The sequence below is a fragment of the Rhodococcus sp. 14-1411-2a genome (assembly GCF_002259485.1).
GTDB lineage: Bacteria > Actinomycetota > Actinomycetes > Mycobacteriales > Mycobacteriaceae > Rhodococcoides.
The window spans coordinates 88,341-101,729 of the sequence record NZ_NPGA01000008.1; the positions used below are offsets into that span (position 1 = coordinate 88,341).

Consider the following 13,389-nt stretch of genomic DNA (forward strand, 5'->3'; position numbering starts at 1 on the left):
GGGCTCTTTCGTGGTGGTTCGGTGTTACTGCGTGAGGTCGTAGAACGTCACGTTGTCGACCGTGGTCGCGGTGAAGTTCTCGGTGACCCAGGCAGAGATTTCTGCCGAGGTCCCCGACTCCATGCCCGGCATGCCGCCGCTCCCGATGAAGTAGTGGATCTCTCCGTCGGCGACGTACTGCTGGAATTGCGCGAGGGTCGGCGAGGGATCGGTGCCGTTGAATCCACCGACCGGCATGACGGGATCCTCGGTGGCCAGTTGGTAACCCGCAGCGGTGTTGGCTCCGATGGCCGCTGCCACCCAGGTGTACGAGTCGGCGTCCTGCTCGAGCATCTCGGTGATGGCCGCAGTCGGTGCACTGCCTTCGAGCAGACCACCCATACCGCCGCCCATACCCCGACCCGTCCCGCCCATCTCGGCCCCGCCGGCAGCCCCGGCCTGACCCGGGAAACCCGCAGGCGGTTGCATTCCGGCAGGTATCTGGACCCCGGCCGGCAACTGCATCCCGCCCGGACCGCCTCGGCCTTCGCCCATACCGCCGAATCCGCGCATGCCGGTGTTGGGACCGGCCGAGACGATGGCTCCGGTATGCGGGGTGCCGATGGTGTCGACCGCATAGGCGGTCGGTCCGGCGAGTCCGGCGAACATCACCGCCAGGATCGACGCCGCAGCCAGCCTGCCGCGAGTCAGTGCCGGGATCAGCAGCGCGACGATCGCCACGATTCCGACGACGAGAATCGCCCACTTCAGCCACGGCACGAAACTCTCACTGCGACCGAGCAACACCCACGCCATCACGACGGTCGACGCCACCGCGACGGCCATCGCGATCCGTACCCAGTACGTCTCGCGTCGACGCCACAGCACCACACTGCCGATGCCGACGAGAGCAGCGACGGCGGGCGAGAGCGCAACGGTGTAGTACGAGTGGAAGATTCCGGCCATGAAGCTGAACGTCAGACCGGTGACCAGCAACCACGATCCCCAGACGATCAGCGAAGCTCGTTGCACGTCTGCCCGAGGGGCTTTGCCGCGCAACACGAGTCCGACGACGAACAGGATCAACGCAGCCGGGATCAGCCAGGCGATCTGGCCACCCTGGGAGGAGTCGAACATGCGAAGGATGCCGGTCTCGCCCCAGATGCCACCGGGCATCCCACCCGCCATGCCCCCGGCCGCGTCGCCGCCTATACCGCCGCGGCCGGGGGTGACACTTCCGGTCTCGTCGCCACTGAGGCGACCGAATCCGTTGTACCCGAGCGTGAGTTCGAGGATCGAGTTGTTCTGCGAGCCACCGACCCACGGCCGTGAGGACGCCGGCCAGAATTCCACGATCAGAATCCACCATCCGGCCGAGACGATCATCGCGCCCAGCGCGCCGAACAGCTGCCACAGCCGGGTGAGGAACTTCGGCGGCCCGGCGATCAGATAGGTCAGAGCCAGCGGCGGTACGACGAGCATGACCTGGAGTTGCTTGGTGAGGAAGCCGAATCCGACGAACATACCGGTGATCAACAGCCACTTGGTCTTTCCGGTCTCGACGCCTCGCAGCAGCGCCCACACCGAGGCGATCATCAGCAGCACCAGCAACGCGTCGGGATTGTTGAACCGGAACATCAGTGCGGCAACCGGAGTCACGGCAAGTACCAGGCCTGCGAGCAGACCGGCCGCGCCACCGAATCGACGCTTGACGGTGGCGCGCAGCAGTGCCACGGAGGCGACGCCGAGAAGAGCCTGGGGTACGAGCATCGCCCAGGTGTTGAGTCCGAAGATGCGTACCGACAACGACATCAGCCACAGCGACATCGGGGGCTTGTCGACGGTGATCGAGTTGGCGGCGTCGGAGGATCCGAAGAAGAAGGCCTTCCACGACACCGAACCTGCCTGTATCGCGGCGGAATAGAAGGAGTTGGCCCAGCCCGACGCGCCGAGTCCCCAGATGTAGGCAACGCCGGTTCCGAAGAGCAGAGCCACCAGCCCGATCAATTCCCAGCGCGGGGAGGTCGCCGGTGCAGAATCGGCAGCCGCGGAGGGCCGCTCCATCGTCGTCGTCACAGGCTCTTCTCCGAATTCGCGGACTCCGAGCCTGCGTCCAGTGAGCTACGAAAGACCCACCGCAGGGCGACGAATCGGCACACCGTGGCAACGAGATTGGCGACGATGAGGACGGCGAGTTCGACGTGCCGGGACACATCGGGAACCCAGGCGTGCAGCACGGCGAGCGATCCACTGGTGACGAGAAGAGCGAAGCCGAAGATCGCCAGCCCCTGCAGTTGGTGTTTGCCTGCACCGTCGGGCCCCCGGACGCCGAAGGTGAAGGCACGGTTGGCCGCGGTGTTGAGCACAGCGGTGATCAACAGCCCGAAGAAGTTCGCGGCCTGCGCGCCGATGAGAGAATGCAGCATCAGGTACAGCAGTGCGTAGGCGATGGTGCTGGCGATGCCGATGATGCCGAATCGCACCATCTGACTGATCATTCCGTGCGGTACTCCGGGCACGAGCGGCTCCCGTCCCAGGCTTCGGCGAAGTTCGGCGACCGGCAGTACACCGGTGGCGAGGGCACGCCCGACGCGCCAGCAGCCCTGCAGGTCCTTGACGGCGGTGTCGACGATGTTGACGCTGCTGTTCGGGTCGTCGACCCAGTCCACGGGCACCTCGTGGATACGCAGGCCGACTTTCTCTGCGATGACGAGCAATTCGGTGTCGAAGAACCACCCGGTGTCTTCGACGAGCGGCAACAGCTGTCGGGCGACGTCGGTACGCATGGCCTTGAAACCGCACTGCGCATCGGAGAAGCGGGCGCGCAGCGAGGTACGCAGAATGAAATTGTAACTGCGCGAGATGAATTCACGTTTCGCACCGCGGACCACTCGGGACGATCGGTTGAGCCGCGAGCCGATGGCGAGGTCCGAGTGACCGGACATCAACGGTGCGATCAGCGGCATCAGCGCATTGAGATCGGTGGACAGATCGACGTCCATGTAGGCCACCACATCGGCGTCCGACCCCAGCCACACTGCTTTGAGTGCCCGGCCCCGCCCTTTCTCGTCCAGATGGTGAACCTGGACTCCGTCGATCTCGTCGGCGAGTCGACGTGCGACAGCGAGTGTTCCGTCGGTACTGGCATTGTCGGCGATCGTGATCGAGGACCGGAACGGGATTCGGTCCTCCAGATGCTCGTGAAGACGACGAATGCACTGTTCGAGATCGGCCTCTTCGTTGTATACCGGAATGACCACCTCTAGCGTGGCCGTGGCGTTCGAGCCGGGCCGCGGGCCTGCTGCTCGTGCGAGGGAATTCGTTGTCATGACGACAACGATCGGGCCCGGACCTTGAATCGCCCTGCGACCGACCTGGCAATTACCTGGGAGCCACGACCACTGGTACGGCCCCGGTCGAGTCGGGTAGGGCATCCTGTTCCCATGGCTTCCATTTTCAGCAAGATCATCGCCGGTGAGATTCCGGGGCGTTTCGTGTGGCAGGACGACGACGTGGTTGCGTTTCTGACGATCGCGCCGCTCACGCAGGGCCACACGTTGGTGGTTCCGCGCGAGGAGATCGACCAGTGGCAGGACGTCGACGGTGCCGCGTTCGCCAAGATCACTGCCGTCGCGCAGATCATCGGTCAGGCCGTACGGACCGCGTTCGATGCTCCCCGCGCCGGTCTGCTGATCGCAGGACTCGAAGTACCGCACCTGCACCTGCACGTGTTTCCGGCCTACGACATGGGCAACTTCGACATCTCCGGTGCCGACCCGAATCCGTCGGCGGAGTCGCAGGACGAGGCCGCAGCCAAGCTCCGAGCAGCGCTACGCCAGCTCGGCCACGAGGCTCACGTCCCGAACTGACGCATCTCGCTCAACGCAGCGGCGTCAGCAGCCGTCGACGCGTCCGAAGCTGCATCGAGACCTCGTCCGATCGAGTGTCGGGGTCGTAGCCCGGGCCGATGTCGGTGTCGATGTCGTGCGGTCCCGGCGCGAGCCCGCATTCGGGGCACATTCCCAGTGGCCCGAGGTCGGTTCCGCAGTCCGCGTGGAGGAATCGTCGACGCTTCCCCGCGGGTTTCGCGGTCTGTTCCTCACCCCAATAGCTCAGGGCGAACACCGCGGGCCACAGCCCTTCGAGGGCGGCGGTCGGGATGTAGTTCTCGCGCCCGCCCGCCGATGAGCGAGCGTGTCGTTCGAGTAGCCCGGCGTCGACCAGCGCGCCGAGTCGTTGCGCGAGGACGGCTTTGGAGATGTCGAGGTGGGCCTGGAAATCACCGAAGCGTCGGACGCCGAAGAAGCAGTCGCGCACGATGAGCAAGGTCCATCGCTCACCGACGAGTTCGAGGGCACGGGCCAGGGAGCAGTCCTGGCGGGCGTAGTCGATTCCGAGTGCCATGGGGCTATAGTACAGTCTGTTGACCGAACCAAGTTGGGCGTTTACAGTTCGATCACCAGACCACAAGGACGACGATGACCGATACTGCACCCTCGCCCACCGGCACCTCCAACAGCGCCCGTGCGCTCGCAATCGCAGCGCTCGGCACCCTGCTGACCCTGATGGCGTTCACCGCACCGCTCGCGACCATCAACAGCACCGCAGCCGATCTGATGTCCGACGCCGCAGGACGCACCTGGATTCTCAGCTCCATGAGCATCGGCCTCGCCGCGGCGTTGCTCACCACCGGTACGGTCGCCGACGACTTCGGACGTCGCCGCACGTTCGCACTCGGCGCTGTGGTCCTGGCCGTCGGCGCAATCGTCTGCGCGCTCGCCCCCAACACGCTGATCTTCGTTCTCGCCCGCATTCTGCAGGGCCTCGGCGGCGCAGCCGTCGTCGCGTCGAGCCTGGGCATCATCGCCCACACCCACGCGGCCGGTCCGGTGCGCGCGAAGGCCAGCGGGGTCTGGGGTGCGAGCGTGGGCGCAGGCATCGCTCTCGGCCCTCTGCTCGCCGCCGTACTGGATCGCTCGGCGAGTTGGCGTACGGCCTACGTGGTGCTCGCGATCGCCACGCTCGCACTCGCCGTCGCCGCGCATGTGCTCGTCGAAGAATCCAGGTCCGACGCCCCCCGCGGCCTCGATCCGGTCGGCGCGTTGCTGTTGGCGACGGGCATCGCCGCGTTGCTGGCCGCCTTGGTCGAGGGCAGGCAGGGCTGGACAGCCATGGCCCCGATCATCTTGTTCGTGCTGGCCGCCCTGTTGCTGGGCGCGTTCATGGTCCTCGAATTGCGCAGTGCCGCTGCGATGCTCGATCTCACCCTCTTCCGACACCCACCGTTTCTGGCCGCCACCGTCGCCGCGCTGGCCACCGGCGGCGGCATCATCGCCCTGATGTCGTACATGCCCGGATTCCTCGGAACCGTACTGGGAATCGACGCGCTCGGTGCCGCCCTGCTGCTGTTCGGTTGGTCGGCCACGTCCGTGGTCACCGCCTTACTGGCCCGCAGGCTGCCTGCGTCGCTGAGCGGTCGAACGCAACTCGCCGTCGGGCTGGTGGGCGTCGCGATCGGCATGCTGATGCTGACGGGGTTGTCCGAGAACGCATCCTGGCCACGGTTGCTTCCCGGCCTGCTCGTGGCCGGAGTCGCCAGCGGCGTACTCAACGCTGCGCTCGGCCGCGAGGCGGTGGCCAGCGTTCCCGCCGGACGAGGCGGCATGGGCAGCGGCGCCAACAACACTGCGCGCTACGTCGGGTCCGCTATCGGGGTCACCGTCGTTGCGGTGGTTGCCGTTCCGGCAGGGAGTGGAGCCGGCGGAATGACCCAAGCGATCAGCCAGAACGACGCCGGCGGACTGGTGCAGGGCTGGAACACCGCAGCTTTGGTCACCGCTGCGATATCGGTTCTCGGGGCCGTGGTGGTGTCGTTCTCACGCACCCGGCGGTAGCGAGTATTCCTGCTCCGGCCTCCCGGTCGATCCGTATCGCAGCTGCATGCGCAACCGGCCCTTGGACACCAAGGTTGCCAGATAACGCTGCGCTGTCGCGCGTGAAATGCCGATGGCTGCAGCAACTTCGCCCGCCGACATCGGGTCGGCCGTCGTGCGCACCGCATCGAGCACCAGGTCACGGGTCACGGACTGCGAGGACGGCAGCGGCGCGGCCGCGCGCGGGCGCAGCGCGTCGAGTCCGCCGTCGATGTCGGCCTGGGTCAGCTCCTCCGAACGGTCCAGAGCAGTCCGGTACGTCAGATACCCGGTAAGGCGGTCGATCAACGCCGATCGCGGAAACGGCTTGATCAGATATGTCCAGGCACCCGCGGTCATGGCCGCGCGCACCGTCTGTTGATCGGCTGCTGCCGAGAGCACCACTGCGTCGCAGGCGAGTTCGCGCACCAGGTCGATTCCCGATCCGTCGGGCAGATAGACGTCGACCAGCGCCAGATCGAACGACTGCGACGACGCCAACTCCCGAGCCTGAGCGACACTCGTCGCGACTGCGGCGACCTCGTAGTTGTCGAGTGAATTCACCAGTGCCGCATGCAGATCCGCAACCCGGAAATCGTCGTCCACGACCAGCACTCTCATTGCGAGACCTCATCTGCCTGTAGCGCATCCGGTATCGACGCGATGAACACCGCGCCTCCTCGTTCGTTCTCCTCGGTGATCTGCCCACCGGCATCGGCCAGCGTCACGTCGCCACCGCGGGTGCGCGCGATCTGCCGACTCAGCGCCAGGCCCACTCCCCGACCGCCCGGCGATTCTTCGGTCGACTTGGTCGAGACCCCCTCGACGAACACCTGCTCGGGTGCCAGGTCCACCCCGTCACCGGAATCGAGAACCACGATGTGCAACGTCGAACCGTCCTGTACCAGTTCCACTTCCACCTCGGCCGGCCGCCTCACTCCCAGCCTGGCAGCATCGATCGCATTGTCGACGAGATTGCCCAGCACCGTGGTCACGTCGACGGGGACGGCCACTTCGCCGCCGACCCAGGTGTTCTCCCCCAACACCAACCGCACTCCGCTCTCCCGCGCATGCGCGGCCTTCGCCGTCAGAAACGACCGCAGATAGGCGTCGGACACGGCGTCGATACCCTCGATGGATTCCGATCTCGGTCCGACACCGAGGATCTCGTCGATGTACTGCGACGCCCGATCCGGATGACCCTCGTGCAGCAGTCCACTGACCAGATGCATCCGATTCGCGAACTCGTGACGCTGCGCGCGCAGCACAGCGGACATCGACTGCACCGCGTCGAGCTGACGCGTCAGCGTCTCCACGTCGGTTCGGTCGCGCACGGTCAGCACCGTACCCAGATCACGATTGTCGCGCAGCACTTTTCGGGCGGCCGCAATGACCACGACCTCGTTCACGGCCGCGAGAACCGGCTCGGACGTCGGCGATTCGATGACCTCGAGCAGCCTCGGGGTCAGACCGATGTCCTCGATGCGCATCCCCGGTCTACCGTCGATCGAGAGCAGGGTGCGCGCCTCGTCGTTGACGACCGTGACGACTCCGTCGGGGTCGATGGCGACGACACCCTCACCGATTCCGTGCAACACCGCTTCTTGTTCCCGCACCAGCTCGGCGAGCTCCTCCGGCTCGAGCCCCAGAGTCAGCCGTTTCCATCTGCGCGCCAACAGAGTCGAGCCGATCAGCCCGAGCAGCAGTACGGCACCGGTCACCAACGCGCCGTTGATCAGATCTTTCACCAACTCGGTGCGCACGGCCGTCGTGGAGATGCCCACGCTCACTTCACCGATCACCACGTCGGTCGAACCGAGCGCCAGTACAGGCACTTTCGCGCGTACGGAGTCGCCGAGGGTGCCGCGCTCCTGCTCGACCACCTCGTTGCCCGCCAGCGCCCCCGAGGGATCGGTACTCACCCGCTGACCCAGAACTGTCGGATCGGGATGCGCCAACCGCAGACCCCGATCGTCGGTGATGACGACGAACAGTGCGTCGGTGCGCATTCGGGCACCCTCGGCCGCACGCTGCAGCGCTCCGCCTGCCAACACTCCCGCAGGCGCGGCGTCGGTGCCTGCGGTGTCCACGGCAGAGAACTGCTCGACGAGCGAACGCACCTCCGGGTCCGACGCCACCGTCCGCGCAACGGCCAGCGCACGTTCGCCGTATTCCTCGCTCGCCTGGCTGCCACTGCTGATGGCGAAGACCCCGAACGCCACCGCCAGAGCTACCGCCACCAGCGCTGCCTGCAACAACAGCACCTGAGTCCTCAATCGCACCCACCCAGGCTATGCGCCGAGCGGGCTCGAGCACAATGCGCAAAAGGCTCTTTTCGTTGCTTGCGCGGGTAGTGCGCACAACAGCGAACATGTGATGCCGGTTACGTAACTTCAGTCACACAACCGGTCCGACCGGACCCACCTCACACATTCGAGAAGGAGTGCACGATGTTGGTGATACTCGGCTTCCTCATGGTAGCCGCCTTCATGTTCTTGATCCTGACCAAGAGAGCCACGCCCGTCGTCGCACTCACCCTCGTACCCGTCATCTTCGGTCTGCTGGCCGGCGCCGGACTCGGCATCGGTGACATGATCACCGACGGCATCAAGTCCCTGGCCCCCACTGCAGCCCTGCTGTTCTTCGCCATCATCTTCTTCGGAATCATGATCGACGTCGGACTGTTCGACCCGCTGGTGCGCGGCATCCTGCGCCTCGTGCGAAACGACCCGATGAAACTCGTTGTCGGAACAGCCATTCTGGCCATGGTCGTCTCGCTCGACGGTGACGGCTCCACCACGTTCATCATCGTCACGTCCGCGCTGCTGCCGCTGTACCTCAAACTCGGTGTCAGCCCGGTCATTCTGACCGTCGTCGCCGGTCTCGCCAACGGCACGATGAACATCATCCCGTGGGGCGGCCCGACGGTGCGCGCCGCATCCGCTCTCGGCATCTCCCCGTCCGACGTCTTCGTTCCGATGGTCCCTTCGATGATCGTCGGCCTGATCATCGTGCTGCTCTTCGCCGTGCATCTGGGCATCATGGAGCGTCGCCGCATCGGCAAGTTGATCTACGAACCCGAACTGGTGGCCTCCGGTGGCGGCGGCAGTATCCGTAAGGGCGGCAAGGGAACCGGCGGATCAGGCACCGGCGGATCGGACGACTCCGGTGAATCGGGTCAGTTCTTCGACGGCCTGGACCCCAATCGCGACACGCTGCGCCCGAAGTTGCTGTGGTTCAACGCTGCTCTGACGGTCATCCTGCTTGTCATCCTCGTCATGGACATCCTGCCCATCCCGGTGCTGTTCATGATCGCTGCCTCGATCGCTCTGACGGTCAACTTCCCCAAGGTCAAGGAACAGGGCGACGCGATCGCACGGCACTCGTCCTCCATCGTCTCCGTGGTCGCCATGGTGCTCGCCGCAGCAATTCTCACCGGCGTCTTCCAGGGCACCGGCATGGTCGAGGCCATGGCCGAGTGGCTGCTCAACGTCATCCCGGCGGGCATGGGCCCGTACCTGGCCGTCATCACCGGCATCCTGAGCATCCCGCTGACGTTCTTCATGACCAACGACGCCTTCTACTTCGGCATCCTCCCGGTGTTGACCGAGACTGCGAGCAAGTACGGCATCGACCCCGTCGAGATGGCCCGTGCGTCGATCACCGGTCAGCCCGTCCACCTGCAGAGCCCGCTGGTTCCGGCCATCCTGCTGCTGGTCACCCTCGCCGGAGTGTCGCTGGCCGATCACCACAAGAAGGTGCTGTGGCGAGCTGTGGTCGTCTCCCTCGCGATGCTGGCCGTCGGCATCCTCCTCGGCCAGATCCCGTTCGGCTGATCCCCCACCCCACTCGTCGTAGGAGAAACTGTCATGACCGTTGGCGTACTGCACAACAATTCACCCGAGGGCCGCGCAGCACTGGCGGCCGCAGTGCGAGAAGCCCGCATTCGAGAGACGGACCTCGTCGTCCTGCACGCACTCTCCGGATCGGCCGAGCCCTCCGCCGAGGCGGCCGAGACGCAGGCAGTGTCCGCGTCGGTGGAGACCGCTCTGGCCGATATCGATCACGCCGACGCCGTCTCCTGGACCGTGGCGGTGGGCCGGCCCGATCCCGATGCCGTCAACACCCTGCTGACCTTGGTCGAAGAGCAGAAGTCCGAGATCCTGGTGGTCGGCTCCCGACACCGCTCGGCGGTCGGAAAGTTTCTGATGGGACAGACCATTCAGCGTCTGCTCCTCGAGATTCCGGTCCCGGTTCTTCTGGTCAAGTCCGGAGCGTGAGTGCTCCGAAACGGATGAGACGAATACTGGGGAACAGCCTCCGATGGATCGGCCTCGCGGCCGTATCCGTCGGGGGCTGGGCCCTTTTCGCGGCCCTGGGCCTGACGGCACCGTCGTTGTTCGCGGCCCTCGTCGTCGCCGTGGTGTTCGCTCTGACCGGCCTCGGCCCGGCTGCGGTACCGCGCCCGGCGTCGATGGCAGCGCAGGGCACGCTGGCCGTCACCATCGGCCTCATGCTCGACACCGACACTCTCGGCGCGTTGGGCGAGAACTGGATTCCCGCCGTTCTCGTCGGTGCCGGGACGCTGGTCGTCAGCGCCGGTTGCGGCGCACTGCTCGCCCTGCATCGCGATGTCGACCCCGTCACCGGAGCACTGTCCCTGATCGCCGGTGGCGCAACGGGTCTGGTGTCCATCGCCCGAGAACTCGGCGGGGACGAGCGAATCGTGGCCGTGGTGCAATACCTGCGCGTCGCGCTCGTGGTGGTCACCATGCCGCTGATCGTCACCTTCGCCTTCCACACCGACACCGGCGGCGGAGCAGGCGCGGACGATACGGCGACGACGCCCTGGTACATCGGCACGGCCTTTCTGATCGCCGCCGTCATCGCCGGAATCGTTCTGGCGCGGCTCATCCGACTGCCCGCGCCGGCGACACTCGGACCGCTGATCGTCGCCGGTGCCTGCGAACTGCTCGGATGGCCCGTCGACATCTCGGTGCCCACGGTGCTGCTGCCGGTGGCGTTCATCGTCATCGGATGGCAAGCGGGGCTCGCCTTCACCGTGTCGAGCCTGCGGGCCATCGGTCGTATCTTCCCGTGGGCCGCGCTGCTGGTGCTCTCGATCGGGTTGGTGTGCGCGCTGTTCGGCTGGGCGCTGTCTGCGATCACCGGGGTCAGCATGCTCACCGGGTACCTCGCGACCACACCCGGCGGCCTGGCCGCCGTGCTCGCCGTGTCTGCGACCACGGGGTCGGATGTCACCTTCGTCGCGTGTGTTCAGGTGATCCGACTGGTGTCGATGCTCGTGGCCGCGCCACTCGCCGCAGCCGCGTACACGAAACTGGCCGAGCGCAAGAAAGCCAGGACGGCGAGCGAATCAACCGTCGGCGCGGGGTAATTCGACCCGGAAGGTCGCACCCTGACCGGGGGCACTCTGCACCCGAACGGTGCCGTTGTGCGCCGCCACCAAGGCCGCGACGATCGAGAGCCCGAGCCCGCTGCCGCCGCTCTCGCGCGTCCGGGAGGAGTCGGCTCGATAGAAGCGCTCGAACACGTGCGCCGCCTCTTCCTCGCCCAGCCCGGGGCCGGTGTCCTGGACTTCGAGCAGTACCGAGGACTGGGTGGTCCCGACGCAGACGGTGATCGACGCCGATTCGGGTGTGTGCCGCACCGCGTTTCCGACGAGGTTCGCCAGTACCTGGCGCAACCGAGCGTCGTCGCCGCTGACCTCGGGTATTCCCGGCCCTGCCAACACTTTCAGCGAGATGTCCCGCACGGGTGAGACCGCCTTGGCGTCGTGCACGGCATCGGCGGCGATGGTCAGTAGGTCGACGCGACGCATGTCGAGCGGGCGTTGCGCGTCGAGTCGCGCGAGCATCAGCAGGTCTTCGACGAGCAGGCCCATCCGCGCCGATTCGCCCTCGATACGCGTCATCAGCAACGAGATGTCGCTCATCGCGCCCTGCCGATACAACTCGGCGAATCCGCGGATCGTCGTCAGCGGGGTACGCAGTTCGTGGCTGGCGTCGGCGACGAAGCGGCGCATCCGATCCTCGGACGCACGAGCCGCCTCCTCCGAGGCCGCAGTTGCCGCGAATGCCCGCTGAATCTGCGAAAGCATTCCGTTGAGGGCCAACGACAATCGGCCCACCTCGGTCTTCTCACTCCACTCGGGAACCCGTCGATGCAGATCTCCGGCAGCGATGGCCGCGGCCGTCGTCTCCACTTCACGCAACGGTCGCAGACTGCGTCGCACCACGAAGTAGGCGATCACGGCCAGGGCCAGCAACACGGCGGCGCCGATGTAGAACTGCAGCACCACGAGCCGGCTGACGGTCTGTTGGTTGGCGCTGAGCGACATGCCCACGGTGGTGGAACCCTCGCTGTTGGTCACCGTGATCACCCGCCACTCCTTCGACGGGTCGCCCTCGGAACCGACGGTCTTCGGAGTTGCCGACGGCGCACCGGACAGGTCCGGAACACTCTCGGCCACATCGTTGATCGGGCCCCGGACGGTACCGTCGTTGGCCACGGACCGAACGAAGAAGTTCGTCGGCGGGCGGTTCGGGTTGGGTTCGTCGATCGGAAAGGGCGGGCGTTCGCCACCCGGTTTCGCCCATCCCTGGGACGCTTCGACCAGTTGACTGTCCAGGCGACGCATCAGGGACGACTCGAGCGAGGACGTCACCGCCACCCCGGACGCCAGCAGGCCCAGCCCGACCAGGAGCAGCAACGCCGCGACCAAGGTGAAACGCAGCGGCAGGCTCCGAATCCGACCTCGAACGGCCGTCACCGTGGCTGGCGCATGACGTAGCCGACGCCTCGCAGTGTGTGAATCAAGCGAGTGTCTCCGGTATCGACCTTGCGACGTAGATACGACACATACGACTCCACCACTCCCACTTCACCACCGAAGTCGTAGTGCCACACGTGATCGAGGATTCGCGGCTTGCTCAGCACGGTTCCCGCGTTCACCATGAAGTACCGCAGCAGCGTGAACTCGGTGGGCGAGAGCGAGATCGGCTCACCTGCCTTCCACACCTCGTGGGTGTCGTCGTCGAGTTCGATGTCCGCGAACGCAACTCGCGACGGCTGCGCGTCCTCGCTCTTGCCGGACCGGCGCAGGATCACTCGGAGTCGGGCCACCACTTCCTCGAGCGAGAACGGCTTGGTGACGTAGTCGTCCGCACCGAGGGTCAGCCCGGTCACCTTGTCTTCCACCGAGTCACGCGCGGTCAGGAACAGGGCAGGCGCATCGATTCCGTCGGCCCGCAGTCGACGCAGCAGACCGAACCCGTCCATGCCGGGCATCATCACGTCGAGAATGAGAGCCTCGGGCCTGAAGTTGCGCGCCTTGTCGAGAGCCTCGGGACCGGACGACGCAGTCGCCACCTCGAATCCCTGGTACCTCAGGCTGACCGACAGCAGTTCGACGATGGTCGGTTCGTCGTCGACGATCAGGACTCTGGCCTCGGGTGTCTCGCTCACGGTGTCCATC

Annotated in this window: 12 protein-coding genes; 5 read left to right on the forward strand and 7 right to left on the reverse strand. The window is 66.1% G+C overall.

What is annotated here, in order from left to right; all coding sequences use genetic code 11:
* Positions 1-24: 24 nt before the first annotated feature.
* Positions 25-2,055, reverse strand: coding sequence for a glycosyltransferase family 39 protein (locus CH291_RS04320; RefSeq protein ID WP_256980727.1), 2,031 nt, complete (start codon positions 2,053-2,055; stop codon positions 25-27).
* On the reverse strand, positions 2,052-3,308 hold the full coding sequence (locus CH291_RS04325; RefSeq protein WP_094686814.1) for a bifunctional glycosyltransferase family 2/GtrA family protein: 1,257 nt from the start codon (positions 3,306-3,308) through the stop codon (positions 2,052-2,054). Before CH291_RS04325 ends, CH291_RS04320 begins: the two co-directional genes overlap by 4 nt.
* 114 nt (positions 3,309-3,422) lie before the next feature.
* Between CH291_RS04325 and CH291_RS04330 the strand changes: the two genes are divergently transcribed.
* Entirely contained in the window at positions 3,423-3,848 is a 426-nt protein-coding gene (locus tag CH291_RS04330) for an HIT family protein (protein WP_094639267.1), read from the forward strand.
* A gap of 10 nt (positions 3,849-3,858) precedes the next feature.
* On the opposite strand, the gene CH291_RS04335 is transcribed toward CH291_RS04330, so the two are convergent.
* On the reverse strand, positions 3,859-4,383 hold the full coding sequence (locus CH291_RS04335) for a winged helix-turn-helix transcriptional regulator (protein WP_094639266.1): 525 nt from the start codon (positions 4,381-4,383) through the stop codon (positions 3,859-3,861).
* A 74-nt stretch (positions 4,384-4,457) separates the two neighbouring features.
* On the opposite strand from CH291_RS04335, the gene CH291_RS04340 reads away from it, so the two are divergent.
* A complete protein-coding gene (locus tag CH291_RS04340; protein WP_094686815.1) occupies positions 4,458-5,873 on the forward strand; it encodes an MFS transporter in 1,416 nt (471 codons plus the stop codon).
* On the opposite strand, the gene CH291_RS04345 is transcribed toward CH291_RS04340, so the two are convergent.
* Positions 5,856-6,512 (reverse strand): response regulator, encoded by a 657-nt coding sequence (locus CH291_RS04345; RefSeq protein WP_068055835.1) that lies wholly within the window; start codon positions 6,510-6,512, stop codon positions 5,856-5,858. The genes CH291_RS04340 and CH291_RS04345 overlap by 18 nt on opposite strands.
* Positions 6,509-8,173, reverse strand: coding sequence for a sensor histidine kinase (locus CH291_RS04350; protein ID WP_068055832.1), 1,665 nt, complete (start codon positions 8,171-8,173; stop codon positions 6,509-6,511). The genes CH291_RS04345 and CH291_RS04350 overlap by 4 nt, the downstream gene beginning before the upstream one ends.
* Before the next feature lie 168 nt (positions 8,174-8,341).
* Here CH291_RS04350 and CH291_RS04355 point away from each other — a divergent pair, with 168 nt between their 5' ends.
* From CH291_RS04355 to CH291_RS04365, 3 genes are read left to right on the forward strand one after another with little or no spacing between them, the layout of a single operon-like run.
* Positions 8,342-9,727 carry a CitMHS family transporter gene (locus CH291_RS04355; protein WP_068055829.1) on the forward strand — a complete coding sequence of 462 codons (1,386 nt, stop codon included), beginning with the start codon at positions 8,342-8,344 and terminating at the stop codon, positions 9,725-9,727.
* A gap of 33 nt (positions 9,728-9,760) precedes the next feature.
* A complete protein-coding gene (locus tag CH291_RS04360; protein WP_094686816.1) occupies positions 9,761-10,171 on the forward strand; it encodes a universal stress protein in 411 nt (136 codons plus the stop codon).
* A 14-nt stretch (positions 10,172-10,185) separates the two neighbouring features.
* Entirely contained in the window at positions 10,186-11,289 is a 1,104-nt protein-coding gene (locus CH291_RS04365; protein WP_179272156.1) for an AbrB family transcriptional regulator, read from the forward strand.
* Here CH291_RS04365 and CH291_RS04370 read toward each other — a convergent pair.
* Complete coding sequence (locus tag CH291_RS04370; protein ID WP_256980728.1) at positions 11,269-12,684, reverse strand: sensor histidine kinase; 1,416 nt, start codon at positions 12,682-12,684, stop codon at positions 11,269-11,271. The two genes, CH291_RS04365 and CH291_RS04370, sit on opposite strands and share 21 nt — an antisense overlap.
* Positions 12,681-13,388: a response regulator transcription factor gene (locus CH291_RS04375; RefSeq protein WP_068055814.1), complete on the reverse strand. Its 708-nt coding sequence runs from the start codon at positions 13,386-13,388 to the stop codon at positions 12,681-12,683. The genes CH291_RS04370 and CH291_RS04375 overlap by 4 nt, the downstream gene beginning before the upstream one ends.
* Between the last annotated feature and the right edge of the window lies 1 nt (position 13,389).